Genomic DNA, 22,178 nt, shown 5'->3' with positions numbered 1-22,178 from the left:
AAATGGAAGCAGTAATTTTAACATCAGAGCAGTACAATGAATTAGTAGTAAAATTAGATCAGTTAAACGCTACAATAGAGTACAATAAAAAAAATCCTCAAGAGCCTTTTCTCGATAATCAGGAGTTTATTCAGTTAATGAACATTAGCAAGAGAACAGCTCAGACATGGAGAAATGATGGTGTAATCTCATTTTCTCAAATAGGAAGCAAAATTTACTATAAGATGAAAGATGTAGAAGTCTTATTAGATAAAAACTACAATAAATCCAACAAACATTAAATCCGTTTGTTGTGTATGATACGCTGTAATTTTCACATCAAATTACAGGTATACCAAAGCAAGTTTTAGACCAAGTTGAAAGTCCGTTTTATTGGGGAATATAAAATGGACACCTACCTTTAATAGAAAAACAAAAGAGGTAAATGGTTATGAAGCAATATTATAATTTAGAATTAAAAATAAAAAGATGCAAGATTTTAAGAATTTATATTTAGCCAGTGTAAAACACCTTGGTGAGATTGAAAGAAACCTAAACGATCTTTCTATAAAGTTGAAAGAAGAAAAGCTAGGTGCAGAATTTCAAATACTAGACAATGCTGATATCAAACGATTATTTCATATCAGTGATAAAACTTTGAATACATGGAGGTCAGAAGGAGTAATAGCTTATTCTAAAATAAAAGGAAAAGTGTATTACGATATTAAAGATGTAAGGAGTCTGTTAGAAAATTCTAAAGTTGCTTTCAAAAAAAAAGAGTAGTAGCTAATTATAGATTGGTGCCGATAGCGCAATGCATCTATGTTTTAGAAAATAATTTAGAAAAACCACTTCAGTTATTTCTACTATTGAAACATTTGTATCCAGAAGGTAAATTGAAATTTACGAAACAAGAAATAAATTTTTTGTGTTTGATATTGGATGTAAATAAAAAGACAATTAATGCAAATGTAAAAAAGCTATTGGAGTTGAATTGGGTTCGATTGAATGAGAAAACAAAATATTATTTACTGTATTCTTTTGATAGAATAAGAAAAAAGGAATATTGGGTTTCTAGAGCAAGTATTGAGTTTTATCCGAATGATATTTTTAAGGTACAAGCAGTATTGGGTGCAGCGTTGTACGGTTATTTACATAAAGATTTTTGGAGGAAGGTTAAAAAAGAAAAAAACGTACAAATAAAGCAACGTACCTATCATTTTCTTTTTCCTTCCTTTAATTTTAAATTAGAGAGTGCTCCAGTTTCTGTGAATGGAGTTAAAGAAGTTTTTAATATATCTAAAGCCAAGGCTTCACGAATTAAAAACTTAGCAAAGAAAGAAAAATTAATTTCTATAGAAAAAACATTCAGAGATCTTGATATTTCTAAATTTGAATTAGAAGGCTTGAAACAATATTCTGATGTTCAAACAAATTGCATTGTCTATAGAAACGGAAAATATCATTTACAAGGAATAGACCATATAACACCGTTATTTTCTATTCGTAAAAGGAAAAAATTGGAAACATAAATAAAGCAATATATAAAAGAAGGTAATAGTGTCAATGGGTAAGTGTTAATATAAGAGCAATAATATTCTTGTATAAAAATAAACCCACCTCTTTAAAATTGCTATGAAAAAGAATAGATGGGTTTGTAAAAAAAAATGCTATGAAAAAGAAATGAGTTATAAGAGTGTAACTCTATTTCCAAATCTCAAATATAGTAAGAACTGTCTGATTTAAAGGTATGTCTTTAGTTGTATTTTGATACTTGTGATATACCATAAAACAGGGGTGAAAAGTAAACTATAAAAAAGCCTTCAAACCAATATATATTTCTATTTTTAACATTGAATTAATACTGTACCAATTATATGTCAGAAGACCATAAAAAACAATTAGAACAACAACTCTGGAATATTGCCAATACTTTACGTGGTAAAATGAATGCAGATGAGTTTCGTGATTATATATTAGGCTTTATTTTCTATAAGTACTTAGCCGAAAAAATGGAAATATATGCCAACAAAATCCTTAAAGAAGGTGGCGATACATTTTTATTTTCTGAAATAGACGAAAACACAGAGACAGGAAAAGAATATATAGAAGCTATAAAAGAAGAATCTTTAGAAAAATTAGGGTACTTCTTAAAACCCTCAGAATTATTTTCTGCTATTTCAAAACGTGGTAATCATAATGAAGATGAAAAAGAAAGTGATACAGTAGCAGAAGATACTTCTGAAACTTACAATACAAAAGACAACTTCATATTAGAAGACTTACAAAAAATCTTAAACAATATCCAAAACAGTACAATGGGTACGGATAGTGAAGAAGATTTTGAAGACCTTTTTGAAGATATGGATTTAAATTCTACCAAATTAGGGAAAAGTCCAGAAGCACGTAATGAGATTATCGCTAAAGTATTGGCACACTTAGATAAAATAGATTTTAAATTAGAAAATACAGAGTTAGATGTGTTAGGTGATGCCTATGAGTATCTAATTGGAAAATTTGCAAGTGGAGCTGGTAAAAAAGCAGGTGAATTTTACACGCCACAAGAAGTTAGTATGGTGTTAGCAAAGTTGGTAACAACAGGTAAAAAGAAACTAAAATCTGTATATGACCCAACGTGTGGTAGTGGTTCTTTGTTATTACGTGTGGCAAAAGAAGTAGATGAAGTAAACAACTTTTACGGTCAAGAATTAAACCGTACAACGTACAATTTAGCACGTATGAATATGATATTGCACGGTGTGCATTATCGTAAGTTTGATATTAAGCAAGAAGACACTTTAGAACACCCTCAACACTTAGAACATCGTTTTGAAGCTATTATAGCAAATCCACCATTTTCTGCTAAATGGAGTGCTAATCAACTCTTAATGAGTGATGATAGATTTAGTCAATACGGTAAGTTAGCACCAGGTAGTAAAGCAGATTTTGCATTTGTACAACATATGGTACATCATTTAGCAGAGAACGGACAAATGGCAGTAGTATTACCTCACGGTGCGTTGTTTAGAGGTGGTGCAGAATTACATATTCGTAAATATTTAATTGAAGAAAAGAATTGTTTAGATGCAGTTATTGGTTTACCTGCGAACATATTTTACGGTACATCTATTCCTACTTGTATTTTAGTGTTTAAAAAATGTAGAGAAAACCCAAATGATATTTTATTTATAGATGCCAGCGAACATTATGACAAGGTAAAAACCCAAAATATTTTAGGTGAAGCTGATATAGACAAAATTGTAACTACTTACCGAGAACGTAAAACCGAAGACAAATACAGTTTTTTAGCATCTTCAACCGAAGTTAAAGAAAACGACTATAATTTAAACATACCTCGTTATGTAGATACCTTTGAAGAAGAAGAAGTGATTGATATTGACGCAATAGCTACTGAAATAATACAAATCGATGTTGAGCTACCAAAAATCAATGATAAAATAAAGATTTTTTGTAATGAGTTAGGAATAAAAACACCTTTTTAAATGTCGTTATACAAGAAAATTGATAAAAACAATATTAAACCCAAATTAAGGTTTAAGGAATTTAGTGATAACTGGAAATGGTTAAGTGGCGATAAATTATTTAAGAGTGTTTCAAACAAGAATCATAATTCCGAATTACCTGTTTTAGCTATCACTCAAGATTTTGGAGCTATTCCAAGAGAAATGATTGATTTTAATATTAGTGTCACCAACCAAAGTGTAGCTTCGTACAAGGTAGTTGAAAAAGGCGATTTTATTATTAGCTTAAGATCATTCCAAGGAGGAATTGAGTTAAGTAATTATCACGGTATTTGTAGTCCTGCGTATATTATTCTTAAACCTAAAGATGATGCTAATGAAGGTTATTTTAAATATTATTTAAAAACTAATAACTATATCAAAAACCTAACTCAAAACCTTGAAGGTATTAGAGATGGTAAAATGATTAGTTATAAATACTTTTCTGAAGTTGGCTTAATATATCCTTCACTATTAGAGCAACAAAAAATAGCTAATTTCCTAACAAAAATAGATACTCATATACAAATATTAGAGAAAAAGAAAACTCTTTTAGAAAAATACAAGAAAGGTGTTCTGCAAAAAATTTTCAAACAAGAATTAAGATTTAAAGATGATTCTGGTAAATTATTTAGCAACTGGAATGAAAAAAAGTTAGGTGATTTAATTATAGAATATAAAAAGAAAAGTACAGTTAATAATCAATATCCTGTTTTAACTTCTTCTAAAAGAGGTTTAATGTTACAATCAGAATATTATTCAGGCAATAATCCTATTTCGGAAAGAGATAATTTAGGTTTTAATATATTACCTGAAAACTATATTACATATAGATCAAGAAGTGATAACAGGTCTTTTAATTTTAATTTAAATAGTTTAGGCTTTACAGGTATAATAAGTGTTTATTATCCCGTTTTTAAAGTTGAAAAGTGCAATAATTATTTTTTAATAACCTTATTAAATTATTATAAATCAAAAATAGGAAAATATAGCGTAGGTACTTCTCAAACTGTTTTGTCAATCAATGAGCTAAAAACGATGAAATTCTTTGTGCCATCATTAGAGGAGCAAAATAAAATAGCTGATTTCTTATCAGCAATAGATAAAAATATAGCTTTAGTTAATACAAAAATAGAACACATAAAGTCTTATAAAAAAGGCTTGTTGCAACAGATGTTTGTGTAATTGAAAATGTTAAAAAATAACAAATTATGTTAAAAAGTAGTGATATATACTATAAACTTTGTACATTTGTTGCAACAGTACACACCACGCTACCCGTTAGAACAGCGTCCCAGGGTGTGTCTTTTGCTTTATATACCTTACTGTTTTTACTAATAACACCTTATCTCTATGTTTAGTAAAAAAGCAATTACCATACAGGAACAAATTACCCAATTACAAGAAAGAGGTTTAGAGATACCCAATCCAGCATTTGTAGAACGCTATTTAGCAAACATAAGTTATTACCGTTTAGGAGAGTATTGGTATGTAATGCAAGAAGATAAAGAAAAGCATATTTTTAAGCCTAATAGTAAGTTTTCAGATGTAATTGCACTCTATAATTTTGATGCTGAGTTACGCTTATTAATTTTTGATGTAATTGAAAAAATAGAAATTAGTTTACGTACTAAATTAATTTATTACTTATCGCACGAAATAGACCCTTGGTGGTTTTGTAATTCTGAAATTTTTAATGATAGATTGCAGTTTTCAAGAACACTCGCCAAAATTGAAGAAGAAATTACCAGAGCAAGAAGTAAAGATGTTACCATAAAAAATCATTTTAAAAAACACAAAGATGATTTAAGATTTCCTCCATCTTGGAAAAGTCTTGAACAAGTGAGTTTCGGTAATCTATCTAAATTGTACGGCAATTTAAAACACACTATAAATGCTAAAGATGAGATAGCAAAAGAATATGGTGCGGTCAATCATACATATTTACCAAGTTGGTTACAATCCATTGCGCAAATAAGAAACTTTTGTGCGCATCATTCAAGATTATGGAATCGTAATTTACCTGCGACAGTAAAGTTACTAACCAAACCACCTAACCCTTGGATAAATGATGCTGTAAATGTTCCTAAGCAACACGAGTTTAGTAAACTTTATGTACATATATGTTTAATGAAATATTTATTAGATACTATACAGCCTAATAACAATTTTACAAGTCGTTTAAATGATTTGTTTGTAAAATACCCTAATGTAGATCCAAATGCTTTAGGTATGAAACCTAATTGGCTTCAAGAACCTCTTTGGCAATAAAATTATGAGTACACAACCAGAACAAGTATTAGAAAATCAGTTAATAGAACAGTTATCAAATCAAGGATATTCAAAAGTGAGTATTCCAGATGAAGCAACGTTAATAACTAATTTAAAAGCGCAGTTAGAGAAGCATAATAATATTACGTTTACTGCAAAAGAGTTTGAGCGTGTATTAAATATGCTGAGTAAAGGTTCTGTATTTGAAAAAGCTAAAACATTAAGAGAAAAACAACATATTGTTAGAGATAATGGCGATAACTTATATTTCGAGTTTTTAAATACCGAGCATTGGTGTCAAAATGAATATCAAGTAACTAATCAAGTAACAATAGAGGGTAGTTATAAAAACCGTTACGATGTTACTTTATTGGTTAATGGTTTACCTTTAGTTCAAATAGAATTAAAGCGTAGAGGTTTAGAAATGAAAGAAGCCTTTAATCAAATAAATCGCTATCAAAGACATTCGTTTGGTGCTAAATCAGCCTTATTTCAATACGTACAAATATTTGTAATTAGTAACGGTGTTAATACCAAATACTACGCAAACAATAGACATCAATCTTTTAAGCAAACATTCTTTTGGGCAGATAAAGAAAACAAGCGTTTAACTAACATCTTAAATGGTTTTACATCGGAATTTTTAGAGCCTTGTCATATCTCTAAAATGATATGTAAATACATTGTATTAAATGAAACGCATAAAATATTAATGGTGCTTAGACCGTATCAATACTATGCAGTAGAAAGCATTATTGATAAGGTTAAAAACAGCACACATAACGGTTATATATGGCATACTACAGGTTCAGGTAAAACATTGACTTCTTTTAAAGCAAGCCAAATTATTATGAAAATGCCACAAGTTAAAAAGGTGGTATTTGTAGTAGATAGAAAAGATTTAGATTATCAAACTACTAAAGAGTTTAATAGTTTCTCTAAAGGCAGTATAGATGGTACAGACAATACAAAAGCATTAGTAAAACAGTTTAGTGATGATACTAAAATTATTGTTACTACCATTCAGAAGTTAAATACAGCTATTAGTAAAAAGAACTATTTAGCGAAGATGGAGAAAATGAAAGAGGAGCGTATCGTCTTTATTTTTGATGAATGTCATCGTAGTCAGTTTGGAGAAACACACAACCGTATAAAAGCATTCTTCAATAACTTTCAAATGTTCGGTTTTACAGGTACACCAATATTTGCAGACAATGCTGTTAAAAACGAATTAGGAAAGCGTACAACAAAAGAATTATTTGGTGATTGCTTACATAAATACGTAATAACGGATGCTATTAAGGATGAAAATGTATTAAAGTTTGCAGTAGAATATGTTGGTAAATACAAACAAAAAGAATCTGCAACAGAAATTGATATTGAAGTAGAAGATATTGACCGTAAAGAGTTAATGGAATCGCCAAAACGTTTAGAGAAAATAGCAGATTATATTATAGCAAATCACAACCGTAAAACACACAACAAAGAGTTTACAGGGATGTTTTGTGTTGGTAGTACAGATATGTTAGTCAATTATTATGATATTCTACAACGTAAAAAAGAAGCAGGAGAACATAATCTAAAAATAGCAACCATATTTAGTTATGTAGCGAATGAAGAAGATGATGATGCAAACGGTCATATACCTGATCCAATCGATATAGCAGCTGAACCAGGTGCAGAGTATAATCTAAACCCTCATAAAAGAGATAAGTTAGAAAGTTATATTGGGTATTATAATGAGATGTTTGGTGCTAATTTCTCTACAAAAGACAGTCAATCATTTTACAATTATTACAATGATATATCAAAGAAAGTAAAAGAATGTAAAATTGATATTCTGTTAGTAGTGAATATGTTTTTAACAGGTTTCGATAGTCCATCATTAAACACCTTATACGTAGATAAGAATTTAAAATATCATGGCTTAATACAGGCTTATTCACGTACTAATAGGATTGTAAACGAGCAGAAATCACAAGGTAATATTGTAGTATTCCGTAACTTGAAAAAAGTAACAGATGAAGCAATTACACTTTTTAGTAATAAAGAAGCTATTGATGTTATTATAATGGAACCTTATGAAGATTATGTGCAAAAATTTGATGAGGCATATAATAATCTTCTTGAATTAGTTCCTACTGTTGATAGTGTAAATGAATTAGTAAGTGAGGCAGATGAATTAGAGTTTATAAAGGCATTTAGAGAGTTGATGCGTTTAAAAAACACAATGACAACCTTTGCTAATTTCGATTGGGGAGATATCGAAATGGAAGAACAGTTGTTTAATGATTATAGAAGTAAGTATTTAGATTTATGGCAAAAAACCAAAGATGAAAACGCTAAAGAGAAAGTATCAATTCTTGATGATGTAGATTTTGAATTAGAATTAATCCATAGCGATGTAATCAATGTAACTTATATTTTAAAGTTATTAGCAGGTTTAAAAGATGCGAAGCAATCAGAAAAAGAAGCGAAGAAAAAAGAAATAGTTGATGCTTTAACTGGTGAAGCTAATTTAAGAAGCAAACGAGAATTAATAGAAAGGTTTATAGAAGATAATTTACCTGAAATAGAAGATGCAGATACAATACCACAAGAGTTTGAGAAATTCTGGTCAGCAGAACAGCGAAAAGCATTTGAAGTATTTGTAAAAGAAGAAAACTTATCATCAGAAAAAACACAAAAACTAATTGAAGATTATCTCTATGCGGAAAGAGAGCCTTTGCGTGATGAATTATTGGATTTGATAGAAGGCACAAAACCAAATGTTTTAAAACGTAAATCTATTGGAGATAGAATCTTAAATAAAGTAGTAAACTTTGTAGAGACTTTTGTTAACGGAATGGATAATTAAAGATAATTTCACTTATAAGTAAAAAATGTTATATATTTGCAGACCATATGTTTTCTAAATGTCAATTAATAAAAATACCGAATTTAAGTGGCTCAAGAGGTTCAGTTTATACTATTTTAATTGATGAAGAAGAAAATACATCATTTAAAAACTTTGTAATGAATAATCAAAATTCATTTAAAAGTGAAATAAAAGATATAGTAGCTCGATTAAAGACTATGAGTTCTAAGACAGGAATGAGAGAAAACTTTTTTAAACTACACGAAGGCAGTCCTGGTGATGGCGTTTGTGCACTCTATGATGAAGATAATAGCAATTTAAGATTGTATTGTGTTCGGTATGGTTCGCAATTAGTCATTGTTGGTGGTGGTGGTCATAAACCAAAATCAATTAGAGCTTTTCAAGAAGACACTAATTTAGAACGCGAAAACTACATACTTAGAGAGTTATCACAGCTTATAACAGAAAAAATGCAAGATAAAGAAATTCGTTTTAGTGAAGATGGAAGGGATTTTGAAGGGGATTTAACAATTGAAAACCTTAATTATGAATAAATCAGCAGAACAAGATTTTGATTTTTTAGATGATATTTTAGAAGAAATATCACCTGTAGAAATGAAAAAAACAGAACAGCGTATGCTTAATGCAGCAAAAATTCGTGAAGCTATGGATATTAAAGGTTGGAATAATACCAGACTTTTAAGAGCATTAGATATGAAAAGCCCAAGTATAATTACTAAATGGCTTAGTGGTACTCATAATTTTACTCAAGACACCTTGATTGAAATAGGTGAAGTATTAAATATTGATTTCTTTGCGAAAGAAAAACAAGATATTACTATTAGTTTTAGTTATCCTGTAATGGAAAATAAAACAAATGGTTTTGATAGTTTTAACAGTTTAGATTATATACTTAATGCAAATCAGATTGGTGTGTTAGATTCACAGCAAGGAGGTTGCAGACAATATCAAGCTTAAAAATGGAAACAGAAAAACAATTTAATTTTCAAATTAAAGGTGTTGAAATACTTGAAACAAGTATAAATACACCTAAGAATCGCATAGATAATAATACTAAATTTGGTTTTGATTTACAGTTGAAGCAAAGTTTTAACCTTGATATGGAGTTAGTAATCGTAACTTGTGATATTAAGGTATTGGATAATGACACTAAAGATAAATTAGGTCATATTAAAGCTAGTTGTTTGTATTATGTTGATAAATTGGATGGCTATATTGATAAAGAAAACAATACAAGTTCTTTACCTGAAAATATTATAGTTATGTTGAACTCAATCTCTATATCAACTGTTAGAGGGGTGATGTATGGTGTTTTTAGAGGGACATTTTTAAATGGAGCTATACTTCCTGTTGTTAATCCATCTGTTCCCGCTGAAGTAAGTAAATAATGTAATCTGAAAGATGGTTTAGTTAATTTATTGTTTGAAGAATTTAAGCAAGTGTGTTTGTTTGAGGAATTAGAACAGAAAGGTATTGACCTAACTAATATAACAGTTCATATTTATGATATAGTATTAGATTTAGTTGGTTTTCCAAAAGACAATACAAAAGACTATGATTATAATGCTCTTAATGGTTTAGAGCATAATCCAAAATTAGGTAAATTACCTGATGCTAATTTATATTGTAGAGATTGGTTGTTTAATAAATATTATGATTTAACACAGTCAATTAAAAAGAAACAAAAAATAGAAGTTACTGATAATGGTTTAAAAATGGTAGAGTACAATGATGAAGAATTGATAAAATCTAAATTAAGTGATTTTGTTGATTGGTTATATTTAGAATATTCTAAGATTTAATAATTAGTAGTTTAAAATCTTTTAAGAAAACAAATACATGTTGATAAGGAAAATTTTCTTGGATTTATATTAATAAAATTTCATTAGTACAAAAAGAGATGTAACGCAAGTTATGTCTCTTTTGAGTTTATAAATAATTTTTATGCTTTTTGCTAATTTTTAATATCGCTTATTATTCCTACCACAATGCAACTTGATCCAATCCTTTTTCATTTATCAAAGAAGATTTAATTCCAATAATACTTCGTAAACGTTATTTTAAAAAAAACATTTTGTTATTAATAGTAAATACTTAACCTTCTTTTACTTATGAAAATTAAAAGAATAATGTTTGATTTTTTAATTTAGGAGAAAGAATTAAATACGGATCAGAATTAGAGTCTTCATAATTACCCCAAACTATATTATTTAACCAATCAGCAAAGACTAAATTTGTTACCTTTTTACTGTCAGAAGGAATATCTATAATTTTAGTTTCACTCCCTAATTCAAAATATAGTGTAGTTTGTAAATAATCGGAAAGACTATTACCTGACTGAATCTTAACACTTCTGTTATCTCTAACAAGATTTACTAAAGCATGATTATCTATTTTATCAAGTAATGAAAGTTTCATCATATAATTATAAAGCAAATTAGAATCGGCTCTAATATGTGTCGCTACCATTTCTTTCTTTACAGTGATTGAGTTTATTGATATATCTGGATTAGAATTTAATAAACTAATCATACTTGTAGAAATAGATTCTTTTATTGGGTTAGTTAAAGAACTAGCCTTAATCTCTTCTTTTGGATTAAATTTATACTTTCTATATATCCGTTTTACTACTCTCTGTAATAAATGTTTTTTTTCTTTAGGACATACAACAAAAGCGATTGTCAAGTATCTGCTTGAACCACCATTTCTATAAGGTGCTGAGAAATTAAATCCTAAATCACCACTTTCATCTAAATAAACATTATGAGACATATAGGCATAAAAAAAGGCGGTCCCTAAAAGTGGTGTATTTAAATATACACTTATGACGCTTATCACACTTGACTTAGGATTTACCCACCAATTATAATGCAAATATACAACATATATAAATATATTACACACATAAAAATTAAATATTTTCACAAAACATAATTAATAACACTACTAAAGTTATTTAGACTGTAATCGTACTACAGGCAACACCTGCTATAATAAATTGCTCCACTCTTACTGAAATTTGAAATTTTAGTTATAAAATGACGTTTAATAAATACGATGAAAGCTCGAGGAAAGTAATTTTAAAATACTCAGACTATTTTTGCTCAAGTACTGCTCGGTTCGGTTCTCCAAAATGCTGGTTTCAAAATCGCCAAACACAACTTGTAATAGCCAAAACCGTTATCAAAGGATTCTTAAGTGTCTTAAGTACTCTAGCGTTTTAATTTAGCCCAGCACATTGCAGCTTGCTCCATTCGTACCTCATTCTACAACTCCAAAGAGCTATCGTTTACGTTTTTTTTATACAATCCAAGCATCCGTAACAAAATACTGCCAAACAACTACTTTTTTGATTTTCGTACCCATGGCATATTCCTTTTTCTTCGTACCTAAAAAAAGCAAAAAGCCATTATAATAGTATCGATGGTAGCTTCACATTTTCGGCAAGTAAGCAATGTTCTTAGTTACTTACGTCAATTCGGGGTTAAGCGGTCTCATTCCTAAAGTCATTCGGACGCCCCTCTCTTTATTTTTTCAATGTCATTCGCTCGTTTATTTATGCGGATTCGTTCTAAAAAACAAAACGGGGCTACTTTCTTATAGGGCACGCCCCTCTGGGGCAAAAACAAAAGTCTTACATAGTTATTGATGGATGAATACTCCGATTAAAATACAACTATTTCCACGCTTATTACTTCTGATTGTAATACGTATATAACTATTCCCCGCTTTTTTGTTTTTGCCCCACGTCCTGGGCGTTGCCCCCTTGCTATTCGCAAGCAACCCCCTTCCTGGCGGTGCCAGCGGCTTTTAAAATTTTTAATAAGGTTAATTTTATAAAAAACACACCAAACAAAAGGCACCATAGTTTCCTATTGTTTAATCCTGCTGCTAGTTTGGCTTTGATTTTTTATAAAAGACATTCAATGTTAAAAATTATATAAAGCATGGTATTTTTCTTTTTTAAAAAAATCAAAAAAATAAAAAAAGTGTCTAAATGATATTCTTCCTATAAAGATTTAGTAGCCAAAATTGATGCTTTTTATTAAAAACTAGCTCTTGAAAAGAACGTATATTTTGATTCTAAAATAAATTATTGATTAAATGTATGCAAAGAGAAGAATCGTAGTGCAAAGTTGTTGTATAGCCTTTGTTAACTGATTTTGTGGCACAATATTCGTTATATTTAGAGTGTTTATATCAATAGTAAGTCCGTACCAAATCCGAACGAATATTAATTTTAAATTTAAATAGAAATGGGAAAGATTTCACAAGGAATACTAGGAGGGATTTCTGGTAAAGTAGGTAATGTTATTGGTGGTAGTTGGAAAGGTATTGATTATTTAAGAGTTAAGCCATCTAGTGTAGCCAATCCAAGGACAGAAGGACAGGTTAGTCAAAGAAACAAGTTTACAGAGGTATTGGAGTTTTTACAACCAAATTTGGATTTTCTTAGAGTTGGTTTTAAAAATTCAGCTATTAAACAAACTGAGTTTAATGCGGCTATGTCATACAATTTACGAAATTCAATTACTGGTTCAGCTCCAAACTTTTCAGTAGATTATGCAAAGACTTTATTATCTAAAGGTAATTTGAGTAAACCCCAAGAAGCTATAGCAGCTTATGATACTGCTGGACATGTAGATTTTAGTTGGAGAGAGAATACAGGCGAAGGAGACGCTAAAGAGGAAGATTTAATGATGATGTTAGTTTATAATCCATCTAAAAAAGAATCTGTTTCGGTTTTAACAGGAATTGTTAGAGCGGAAGAAGAGTTTAGCGTGTCAGTTCCAAGTTCATTTGTTGGTGATGTAGTTCATAGTTATATCGCTATTATAAATCAAGAAGGTACTTTAACCTCAGATAGTGTATACTTAGGCTCTGGTACGGTTGCTTAATTATTTAAGTGTAAGTATACATTTACGGAAGAAACCGTTACAGACTCGCTGTAACGGTTTTTTTATTGGCTATCATTTAGCAAATACTCTAGTTGTTGTTTCTGTATATGCTTTATAATCAGTATCTTTACAGTGCATTTAAAAGCAATACACTACGGTGTTTTTAATGCAATTATTGATATTAATGGTGGTTTAATAGGTGGACTTTATATAGGTACATTTTAAAGATACTGATTATAAGGTGTTTACGGAATTAGGGCTAGTCCCGTCCAGACCGCAAAAGCCTCAAAACATTTGTTTTGAGGCTTTTTTTATTTAAAAGTTATGCTATTTATTTGTTATTAAATTTATTCTAATTTTATTTATTCGGATAACTAACTTTTTTTAAGAATGTAGTACCTTGAAAAGTAAAATTTAGAAATGAGATTTTTTTTAATTTTTCTATTTTTAATTGGTGTTTCTGAGGTTCACGGACAAAAGAAACATGCCTTAGATTCTCTTCAGAAAAGTAATTCTTCTGAGTTGAAACAGCAGCCTGGTTTGGCATTGGCAGCCTCCAAAATATTTTTCTCAGAGAAAAGATATTCCATCAGCGGTTTTGGTGAATTTAATTTTGTGCCATCGCAAGGGGAAATTGATAAAAATATAGGGGATTTAGAATTGTATTATTCCGGTTTGTATCGTTTTGCCACTTTTTTCGGATATCGAATTTCGGATAAATTAATTTGGAATTCAGAGGTTCAGTTTGAATACATTCACTACAAACAAGAAGAAGCTCATTTAGAATTTGTCTTTGAGGCTTTTGTAGATTATTTATTTCAAGATTATCTAAAAGCTAGGCTTGGTTTTTACCCTTTGACTATAGGATATGTGAATAATAATGATGAGCCTGTTATGTTTCACTCCGTAAATCGTTCGGAAGTGGAACGTTTGATTATTCCTAGTACTTGGATAGAATTAGGGGTTATGTTCTATGGAAATTTTTCTAACAATTGGAGTTATGCTTTAGGTTTTTCTCAGGGACTGAATAGTGAAAAATTTTTAAGTCCAACTTGGATTCGTCAAGGAAGAGAAATACGATTGGATGCTCCGAAGTCAATATCAATCAACCCTCAAATAAATTATACTGGATTTTCGAATCTTACACTTTCATTGTCAGGTTATTTTGGAGATTCGGGGCAAGGCGCAACTGTTTTTGATGGAGTTTCTGAAAAAGAATTAAAGGGGAAGATTAACCTTACTTCGGTTTATGCCAATTACCAAAAAGGTAATTTTAGTTTTGTTGGAGTGGGGGCCTATGGACAGTTAACAGATACAGAAAAAATCTATCAACAAACAGTATCAGCAACTGGAATCGGTCAGGTATTAGGAAAAGAAGTATATGGTTATTTAGTTGAGTTGGGTTGTGACGTATTGCCTTATTTGATTAAAAATAAAGTTAGGAAAGAAAAAGAAAATATTTTTTTCAACGCAGTAGAACAAAAGTTAACGCTATTTACTCGATACGAAAGATTGAATACACATTTTCATATCGAAACCGTTTTGGAAAACCTTCCAAAATCAGTGAATGATTTGAGTATCTGGACTTTTGGTATCAACTATAATTCTACGGAAAATATCGTCTTAAAAGCGGATTATCAGCACAGGACAAATTATGCTGTTCAAGAGCCTATAAATCACATTTATGAAATAGGATTAGGTTTTATTTTTTAAAGTTAAAGAAGAGGGAATTTACTTTGAAATTTCTAAAAGTTAAGAGAATTGATTAAGTTTATATACTTTTAGTTTTAACGAGTACTTAAAAAAAAATGTAATATGAAAGAAACAAAATATCCTAGGTCATTTTCACATGTTGGTATCACTGTTCCGGATATTCATAAGGCTGTGGCGTTTTATGGAGAGGTAATGGGGTGGTATGTTATTATGGAGCCATCAGAGGTTAAAAAAGAAGCTGAAACAGCTATTGGACAAATGTGTATTGATGTTTTCGGAGATGCATGGGAAATATTTGAAATAGCACATATGGCAACTTCAGATGGTATTGGAGTTGAGTTGTTTTCGTTTCCGCATGGAGTAAAAGAAGCTCCAGAATTCAACCCTTTTAATACAGGGTTATTTCATTTTTGTGTACAAGACCCAGAAATTGAAGCTTTGACCGAAAAAATAGTTTCTTATGGAGGAAAGCAAAGAATGCCTATCAGAGAATATTATCCAGGAGAAAAGCCTTTTAAAATGGTGTATGTAGAAGATCCTTTTGGGATTGTTTTTGAAATTTATACGCATAGTTACGAATTGACTTATTCCTCTGGAGCGTATCAAGACAAGCAGTAAATTTAACTACTTAGTAATCTATAAATGTTAAGTGTAACCTCATAAAAATAGTTAAATCCATGTCTATTTATAAGCAGTTAACAGAATTCGGTGAGAAATTTGTGTCAAAAGCAACTCTTTTTAAATTTGGGTTTAATAAATCTCCCATGTACAAAAGAAGTACAGGGAAGGTTATTTATACAGCAAAAGATTTAAGTCTTGTAAAAGTGAAAATTCGATTGAGTTGGAAAAACAAAAACTATGTTAGTTCTATGTTTGGTGGCAGTATGTTTTCAGCTGTAGATCCTATACCCATGATTCAATTAATTCATCTTTTAGGAAATGATTATGTGGTTTGGGATAAAGAAGCTACGATTCGATTTAAAAAACCGGCAAGAGAACATTTATATGCAGAATTTCAGTTTACTAATGATGAGTTGAGGTATATTAAATCTAGTGTTGAAAATCAGAATGAAATACAAATAGAAAAATTGACTGAGCTTAAAAATAAAGAGGGTACTATTGTATATTGCGAAGTTTTAAAAACAATTTATATAGCGAATAAGGAATTTTATAAACAAAAAATAAATTTAAAAAAACAGAATTAAAGATTATAGGTATGAATTTTAATAAATTAAGGATAATTGCTGTAAGTTTAAGTTGTTTGGCTATTACTGCATTTGTAATTCCGAACAGTGAAGAAAGTAAAACTTGGGAAGCATCTAAGAAAGCCAAAAAATTTGTAAAAGATAATATCGTAATTGATTTTTTCGTGATGTAAATTAGTTTTCTCCGTTATATTTTATTTCTAAGAAGTGCTTTATTGATTTAAAACGAAAAGTTTAACTTTGGGATATGTGTAAAATTGTATCAAGATTATTTTTATTCCTATTATTTTTTAGTTGTTCCAATGATGACAATACCATTGTAGAACCACCGATAGAACCTGCTCCAAAAGAAACACCTTATTTTGAAGAAGGGCAGAATCCTTTATCAGACGGAAGAACTTGGGAAAAGGTTACAAATTTATCTGATGAGTTTGAACAGAATAATTTGGACACAGAGAAATGGGCATCACGGGTAAGCACATGGGTAGGGAGACCTCCGGCTATTTTCAAAGATGAAGCGATTTCAGTAGCAGAAGGAAATTTAAAAATTACCAATTATTTGCTAGCGGAAGAGGAAATCGTGAATGGAAATACTTACACACATGCCGGCGGGTTAATAAGATCTGTTGAAACAGCAACTGTAGGGATGTATTTTGAATGTAAAATGAAGGCGAACAAAACTTTTATGTCTTCAACATTTTGGTTGATCAATACAAAAAATGAAGGTGTTGGTTGTGATAGAAGAACAACTGAGCTAGATATTCAAGAATGTGTTGGAGAAGTTACAACGGATGCAGGATGGGCTCAAGGATTTGATAAAGAGATGCACTCTAATACGCATAGTAGAAATGCAGAGTGTGATGAAACGATAGCAGGTTCCATTGGCAATTCTGCTGCTTGTGGTGTTGTTTATGAAAATTACCATATTTATGCCGCTTGGTGGAAAAGCCCAACAGAAATACTATTTTTTTTAGATGGAATTTATTTAAAAACAGTTACCCCAGTTGAAAAATTCAACTTAGCGATGTATCTACGATTAGTAACTGAAACTTACGATTGGAATCCTGTTCCGCTAAATGGTGGCATGACGGGTTCAGAGGAAGAGAGAACCACTAGTTATGATTGGGTGAGAACCTGGAAACCTAGTCTAGATTAAAATAAAAATCAGTTATTTGATTTTGATAATATTATTTTTGCTTCATGATTATTTTTTTTAATGCAAGAGTTTAATTAGTATTGTTTTATGAAACTTCACCTTTTAGATAGAAGCAGTATTAGCAATAGTTCTTTTACGACTAAAGTAAATGAATATCCTTATTTTTTGAAAATATGGCACTACCATCCAGAATTGGAACTCGTGGTGATTTTAAAAAGTGAAGGAACCTGTTTTGTGGGAGATAGCATAGAAAAATTTGAAGTAGGTGATGTAGTACTTATTGGCAAAAATTTACCTCATATGTGGTTGAATGATGAGAATTATTTTAATCAGGACAAAGAGGAAGCAGCAAAAGCAATTGCAATCCATTTTAAACAGAATTATTTAGGAGAAGCTTTTTTTGAGACGCCTGAGATGATTCATCTTTTGGAATTATTTGAAAGATCAAAGTGCGGATTAAAGTTCTTGAATGTAGGAAAGGAAATAATTGATGAAATTCAGGAAATGCTCGAAATGAAGGGATTTCAAAAAACGATTTCTTTTTTGATGATTCTAGATAAATTAGCGAAACACAAAAACATAAAAAAACTTGCCAGTGATGGTTTTGTAAATTCTTTCAAGGCAACCAAAAGTGAAATTCAAGATAAAGTGCAAGCGTATATTTTTAAAAATTTCAATAAGGAAATAAATTTAGAAGAGGCGGCCAATATTGCACACATGAATATTTCAGCATTTAGTCGTTATTTTAAGCGTGTGAACAGAAAAACTTTTTCTAGGTATGTGACTGAAATTAGAATTGGTTATGCTTGTAAATTATTGATGGAAAAGCGTTTTAATATTGCAGCGGTTTGTTATGAATCAGGTTTTAATAATATTTCAAATTTTAATAGACAGTTCAAATTGGTAATGAATTGTACTCCATCGGATTACTTAAAAAATTACAACGTGAAAACGAATAATATTTGATCTTTATAAAGGTATTATTGCTTAAGTTTTTGTTTTCTTTTAGTTAAAGCAATAATAGTATCATGTTTAGCTATATTGCTATAACATGCACATTCTAATTCCATTTAATTTTGTCTCATATCAAATGAGAATAAATGTTATGGAAAATAGCAAGCAGATTTTACAAATTCATAAAAAGGATAATGTTCTTGTCGCGTTGATGGATTTGCAGCGGTTAACCGAGGTGATTTTTGAGGATATTTCTTATCGTGTTCAAGAGGATATTCCAGCAAAACATAAATTTAGTATAACGGCTTTAGATAAAGGTGATGCCGTTTATATGTACGGTGTTTTGGTAGGAAGAGCAACTAAATTGATTCCTAAAGGAGGTTTGATCAGTACTGCCAATTTGGAACACGATACAGAAAAATATGCTGTATCCGATACTGATAGCTCAGTAGATTGGAATGCTCCTGATATTTCTAGGTTTGAGCTCAAAACATTCAAAGGCTATCATAGAGCAGATGGGAAAGTTGGGACAGAGAATCATTGGCTGATCATACCTTTAGTTTTTTGTCAAAATAGAAATGTTGAAGTATTAAAAGATTCTTTGGTAGAGCAATTAGGATTTTCCCAAAAGCAAGGAGCACAATACGATGTCAAAAGTCTTATTGAGAATTATAAAAATGGTGCCACTGAGTCGCAATTATTGGAGCAGGATATTATCACTAACCATCATAGTTTTTATAAAAACCCGCTGTTTCCAAATATTGATGGAATAAAGTTTTTAACCCATGAAGGTGGGTGTGGAGGTGCTACATCAGATTCGGTAACTTTATGTAATTTATTAGCAGGTTATATCAATAATCCCAATGTTGCAGGGGCAACTATTTTAAGTTTGGGTTGCCAACATGCTCAGGCAACTATTTTACAAAAAGCTTTGAAGAAAATGTCACCTCGGGTTAGTAAACCAATGTATGTGCTGGAGCAGCAACAAAGTATTTCAGAAAAAGAATTAGTTTCTGAAGCCATTAAAAAAACATTTATTGGTCTTATAAAAGCAAATAAAATTGAAAGAAAACCGGCTCCATTAAGTAAGTTGGTAATTGGATTGGAGTGTGGGGGGTCTGATGGATTCTCAGGGATTTCTGCAAATCCTACTTTGGGATATGTTTCGGATTTAATTGTTGGTCTAGGGGGGGCTACGGTTTTGTCTGAGTTCCCTGAACTAAATGGTGTTGAGCAAGAATTGATCAACCGGTGTTCAAATTCAAAAATAGCAAATAAATTTTCAGAAATAATGTCAGTTTACAGTGAAAAAGCTGATGCATTGGGAGCTGGATTTTATGCGAATCCATCTCCTGGAAATATTAAAGATGGATTGATAACGGACGCTATTAAATCTGCTGGTGCCGCAAAAAAAGGAGGTACATCTCCAATTCAAGATGTTCTAGATTATACAGAGCAAGTTGAAAAAGCTGGATTGAATTTACTCTGTACTCCCGGAAATGATGTGGAATCAACAACGGGTTTGGCTGGTTCAGGAACTAATGTTATCTTGTTTACAACTGGTTTGGGTACTCCCACAGGGAATCCGATTACACCTGTTATAAAGGTTGCGTCAAATTCAAAATTGTATCAAAAAATGAATGATATAATAGATTTTAATACAGGGAATATTATTGAAGGAACCAGTAATATTAAAGAAACAGGAGAAGAATTATTAGCATATATCATAAAAGTAGCAAGTGGAGAACAAACCAAAGCGAGGTTGTTAGGGCAAGATGATTTTATTCCTTGGAAACGAGGAATGTCTCTATAAATATCAGAATAACATAATCAGAACACTATGAAGTTTAGTTTAAAAAATAAAATAGCTCTTGTTACTGGTGGAGGTAGTGGAATAGGTAAAGCTATTTCGCTGACTTTTGCAGAACAAGGCGCTCAGGTACATATCTTAGATTTTAATTTAGAGGGGGCTCAGGAAACAATTGCTGAAATTGAGAGCTTGGGAGGTGTTGGTAAAGCACATCAATGTGATGTATCGAATCAGAAAAATGTGAACGAAATTATTGAGAGTATTTCAAATCAAGGGAGTATCTCAATATTAGTAAACAATGCAGGAATTGCTCATGTAGGGAATATTGAAGCTGTAGAGGAACAAGATTTGGATCGGTTGTATAGCGTGAATATCAAAGGGGTTTATAATTGTATCAAAGCAAGTATTCCTTCTTTAAAAGAAAATGGTGGAGGTGTTATTCTTAACTTAGCTTCTATTGGGTCTACGGTAGGTTTGAACGATAGGTTTGCTTATTCGATGTCCAAAGGAGCTGTATTGACCATGACATACTCTATTGCAAAGGATTATATAGAGGATGGAATTCGATGTAACTGTATTGCTCCGGGTAGGGTTCATACACCGTTTGTAGATGGCTTTATAAAAAAGAATTATCCTGGAGAAGAGGAAGAAATGTTTGAGAAATTATCTAAAACACAGCCTATAGGTAGAATGGGAAGTACTCAGGAAATTGCAGATTTGGTTTTGTTTTTGTGTTCTGATGAGGCAGGTTTTATTACAGGATCAAATTACCCAATCGATGGAGGCTTTGTAACATTAAATGGAAAATAATAAAATAAATAATACGATATGAAATTAATTAGATTTGGAGCTGTTGGTGACGAAAAACCGGGGGTTCAATTAGCAAACGGAAAAAAAATTGATGTTTCTGAATTTGGTTCAGATTATAATGAGGATTTTTTTGGAAATGATGGGATTCTTAAATTAAAAAAGTGGTTAGAAGTCAATGAGGCTAACTGTCCAGAAATAGAGGATGAGGTTAGGTTAGGAGCTCCTTTAACAAGGCCTTCTAAGATAGTTTGTGTTGGATTGAATTATGCACAACATGCGGCGGAAGCAGGGATGGAAGTGCCTAAGGAGCCTGTATTGTTTTTCAAGGCAACCTCAGCGATGGTTGGGCCCTATGATGATATTATGATTCCTAAAGGGAGTACTAAAACAGATTGGGAAGTTGAATTGTCTGTTGTGATTGGAAAAAAAGCTTCTTATTTAGAGCAAGATGAAGTGTTAGATCATATTGCAGGTTATGTATTGCACAATGATGTAAGTGAAAGAGCTTTTCAATTAGAGCGTTCCGGGCAATGGGTAAAAGGAAAAAGTTGCGATACCTTCGCTCCGATAGGTCCTTTTATCGCAACAACGGATGAAATTGAAGATCCTAATAATTTGAATGTTTGGTTAAAATTAAATGGAAAAGTGATGCAGAATAGCTCTACTTCAGATTTTATCTTTAATATTCAAGAGGCAATAAGTCATATTTCTCAATTCATGACATTGTTACCTGGTGATATTATATCAACAGGAACTCCATTTGGAGTGGGTATGGGATTGAAACCCGAATTGTACTTAAAACCAGGTGATGTAGTTGAGCTTGGAATTGAAGGTTTGGGAGTCTCTAAGCAAAATGTGATAGCTTATCAATAATAGTATTTAGTTTTAAGCGTAAAGGTTTGTTTTTTCTAATGTTTGTTGGAAAGGGCAAACCTTTTTATTTTATAAAATGAAACTGAAAATTGCAGTTTATGGTTGTTTGT

General features: G+C 30.9%; 22 protein-coding genes. 21 read left to right on the top strand and 1 reads right to left on the bottom strand.

What is annotated here, in order from left to right:
* Window positions 1-2 precede the first annotated feature (2 nt).
* The 11 genes from AC2DGP_RS06680 to AC2DGP_RS06630 all read left to right on the top strand — a co-directional run bounded on the left by AC2DGP_RS06680 (window position 3) and on the right by AC2DGP_RS06630 (window position 10,451).
* Window positions 3-281, top strand: coding sequence for a helix-turn-helix domain-containing protein (locus AC2DGP_RS06680; RefSeq protein ID WP_484492238.1), 279 nt, complete (start codon window positions 3-5; stop codon window positions 279-281).
* Window positions 282-468: 187 nt separating this feature from the next.
* Entirely contained in the window at window positions 469-762 is a 294-nt protein-coding gene (locus AC2DGP_RS06675; protein ID WP_484492237.1) for a helix-turn-helix domain-containing protein, read from the top strand.
* 17 nt (window positions 763-779) lie between these two features.
* Complete coding sequence (locus tag AC2DGP_RS06670; protein ID WP_484492236.1) at window positions 780-1,511, top strand: hypothetical protein; 732 nt, start codon at window positions 780-782, stop codon at window positions 1,509-1,511.
* A gap of 345 nt (window positions 1,512-1,856) precedes the next feature.
* Window positions 1,857-3,482 (top strand): type I restriction-modification system subunit M, encoded by a 1,626-nt coding sequence (locus AC2DGP_RS06665; RefSeq protein ID WP_484492235.1) that lies wholly within the window; start codon window positions 1,857-1,859, stop codon window positions 3,480-3,482.
* Window positions 3,483-4,685 carry a restriction endonuclease subunit S gene (locus tag AC2DGP_RS06660; protein WP_484492234.1) on the top strand — a complete coding sequence of 401 codons (1,203 nt, stop codon included), beginning with the start codon at window positions 3,483-3,485 and terminating at the stop codon, window positions 4,683-4,685. It abuts the gene before it with no gap.
* A 168-nt stretch (window positions 4,686-4,853) separates the two neighbouring features.
* Complete coding sequence (locus AC2DGP_RS06655; RefSeq protein WP_484492233.1) at window positions 4,854-5,771, top strand: Abi family protein; 918 nt, start codon at window positions 4,854-4,856, stop codon at window positions 5,769-5,771.
* A 4-nt stretch (window positions 5,772-5,775) separates the two neighbouring features.
* Entirely contained in the window at window positions 5,776-8,628 is a 2,853-nt protein-coding gene (locus tag AC2DGP_RS06650; RefSeq protein ID WP_484492232.1) for a type I restriction endonuclease subunit R, read from the top strand.
* Between the two features lie 47 nt (window positions 8,629-8,675).
* Window positions 8,676-9,182, top strand: a complete 507-nt coding sequence (locus AC2DGP_RS06645; RefSeq protein ID WP_484492231.1) for a hypothetical protein — start codon at window positions 8,676-8,678, stop codon at window positions 9,180-9,182.
* Window positions 9,175-9,606 (top strand): helix-turn-helix domain-containing protein, encoded by a 432-nt coding sequence (locus AC2DGP_RS06640; RefSeq protein WP_484492230.1) that lies wholly within the window; start codon window positions 9,175-9,177, stop codon window positions 9,604-9,606. The genes AC2DGP_RS06645 and AC2DGP_RS06640 overlap by 8 nt, the downstream gene beginning before the upstream one ends.
* Window positions 9,607-9,608: 2 nt before the next feature.
* On the top strand, window positions 9,609-10,037 hold the full coding sequence (locus AC2DGP_RS06635; protein WP_484492229.1) for a hypothetical protein: 429 nt from the start codon (window positions 9,609-9,611) through the stop codon (window positions 10,035-10,037).
* 57 nt (window positions 10,038-10,094) lie between these two features.
* Window positions 10,095-10,451, top strand: coding sequence for a hypothetical protein (locus AC2DGP_RS06630; RefSeq protein WP_484492228.1), 357 nt, complete (start codon window positions 10,095-10,097; stop codon window positions 10,449-10,451).
* 316 nt (window positions 10,452-10,767) lie between these two features.
* Here AC2DGP_RS06630 and AC2DGP_RS06625 read toward each other — a convergent pair whose 3' ends face one another.
* A complete protein-coding gene (locus AC2DGP_RS06625) occupies window positions 10,768-11,574 on the bottom strand; it encodes a DUF3800 domain-containing protein (protein WP_484492227.1) in 807 nt (268 codons plus the stop codon).
* Between the two features lie 1,331 nt (window positions 11,575-12,905).
* Between AC2DGP_RS06625 and AC2DGP_RS06620 the strand changes: the two genes are divergently transcribed.
* The 10 genes from AC2DGP_RS06620 (at window position 12,906) to AC2DGP_RS06575 (ending at window position 22,068) form a co-directional block, all read left to right on the top strand.
* Window positions 12,906-13,547: a DUF6266 family protein gene (locus AC2DGP_RS06620; RefSeq protein ID WP_484492226.1), complete on the top strand. Its 642-nt coding sequence runs from the start codon at window positions 12,906-12,908 to the stop codon at window positions 13,545-13,547.
* A 420-nt stretch (window positions 13,548-13,967) separates the two neighbouring features.
* The gene (locus AC2DGP_RS06615; RefSeq protein WP_484492225.1) at window positions 13,968-15,260 is read left to right on the top strand and encodes a porin; all 1,293 of its coding nucleotides are present in this window, start codon (window positions 13,968-13,970) and stop codon (window positions 15,258-15,260) included.
* A 102-nt stretch (window positions 15,261-15,362) separates the two neighbouring features.
* Complete coding sequence (locus AC2DGP_RS06610) at window positions 15,363-15,878, top strand: VOC family protein (RefSeq protein ID WP_484492224.1); 516 nt, start codon at window positions 15,363-15,365, stop codon at window positions 15,876-15,878.
* A 59-nt stretch (window positions 15,879-15,937) separates the two neighbouring features.
* Window positions 15,938-16,465, top strand: a complete 528-nt coding sequence (locus AC2DGP_RS06605) for a DUF4442 domain-containing protein (RefSeq protein ID WP_484492223.1) — start codon at window positions 15,938-15,940, stop codon at window positions 16,463-16,465.
* Between the two features lie 11 nt (window positions 16,466-16,476).
* The gene (locus tag AC2DGP_RS06600; RefSeq protein WP_484492222.1) at window positions 16,477-16,638 is read left to right on the top strand and encodes a hypothetical protein; all 162 of its coding nucleotides are present in this window, start codon (window positions 16,477-16,479) and stop codon (window positions 16,636-16,638) included.
* 74 nt (window positions 16,639-16,712) lie between these two features.
* Window positions 16,713-17,621 (top strand): LamG domain-containing protein, encoded by a 909-nt coding sequence (locus AC2DGP_RS06595; RefSeq protein WP_484492221.1) that lies wholly within the window; start codon window positions 16,713-16,715, stop codon window positions 17,619-17,621.
* A gap of 87 nt (window positions 17,622-17,708) precedes the next feature.
* Window positions 17,709-18,587: an AraC family transcriptional regulator gene (locus tag AC2DGP_RS06590; protein WP_484492220.1), complete on the top strand. Its 879-nt coding sequence runs from the start codon at window positions 17,709-17,711 to the stop codon at window positions 18,585-18,587.
* A gap of 139 nt (window positions 18,588-18,726) precedes the next feature.
* Entirely contained in the window at window positions 18,727-20,388 is a 1,662-nt protein-coding gene (locus tag AC2DGP_RS06585) for a UxaA family hydrolase (protein WP_484492219.1), read from the top strand.
* Between the two features lie 27 nt (window positions 20,389-20,415).
* Window positions 20,416-21,195, top strand: a complete 780-nt coding sequence (locus tag AC2DGP_RS06580) for an SDR family NAD(P)-dependent oxidoreductase (RefSeq protein WP_484492218.1) — start codon at window positions 20,416-20,418, stop codon at window positions 21,193-21,195.
* 18 nt (window positions 21,196-21,213) lie between these two features.
* Window positions 21,214-22,068 (top strand): fumarylacetoacetate hydrolase family protein, encoded by an 855-nt coding sequence (locus AC2DGP_RS06575; protein ID WP_484492217.1) that lies wholly within the window; start codon window positions 21,214-21,216, stop codon window positions 22,066-22,068.
* The last annotated feature ends 110 nt before the right edge of the window (window positions 22,069-22,178 follow it).

The sequence above is a fragment of the Flavicella sp. IMCC45537 genome, assembly GCF_057197705.1.
Note: the sequence above shows the minus strand (reverse complement) of the source record. Positions and strands in the feature narration are given on the sequence as shown.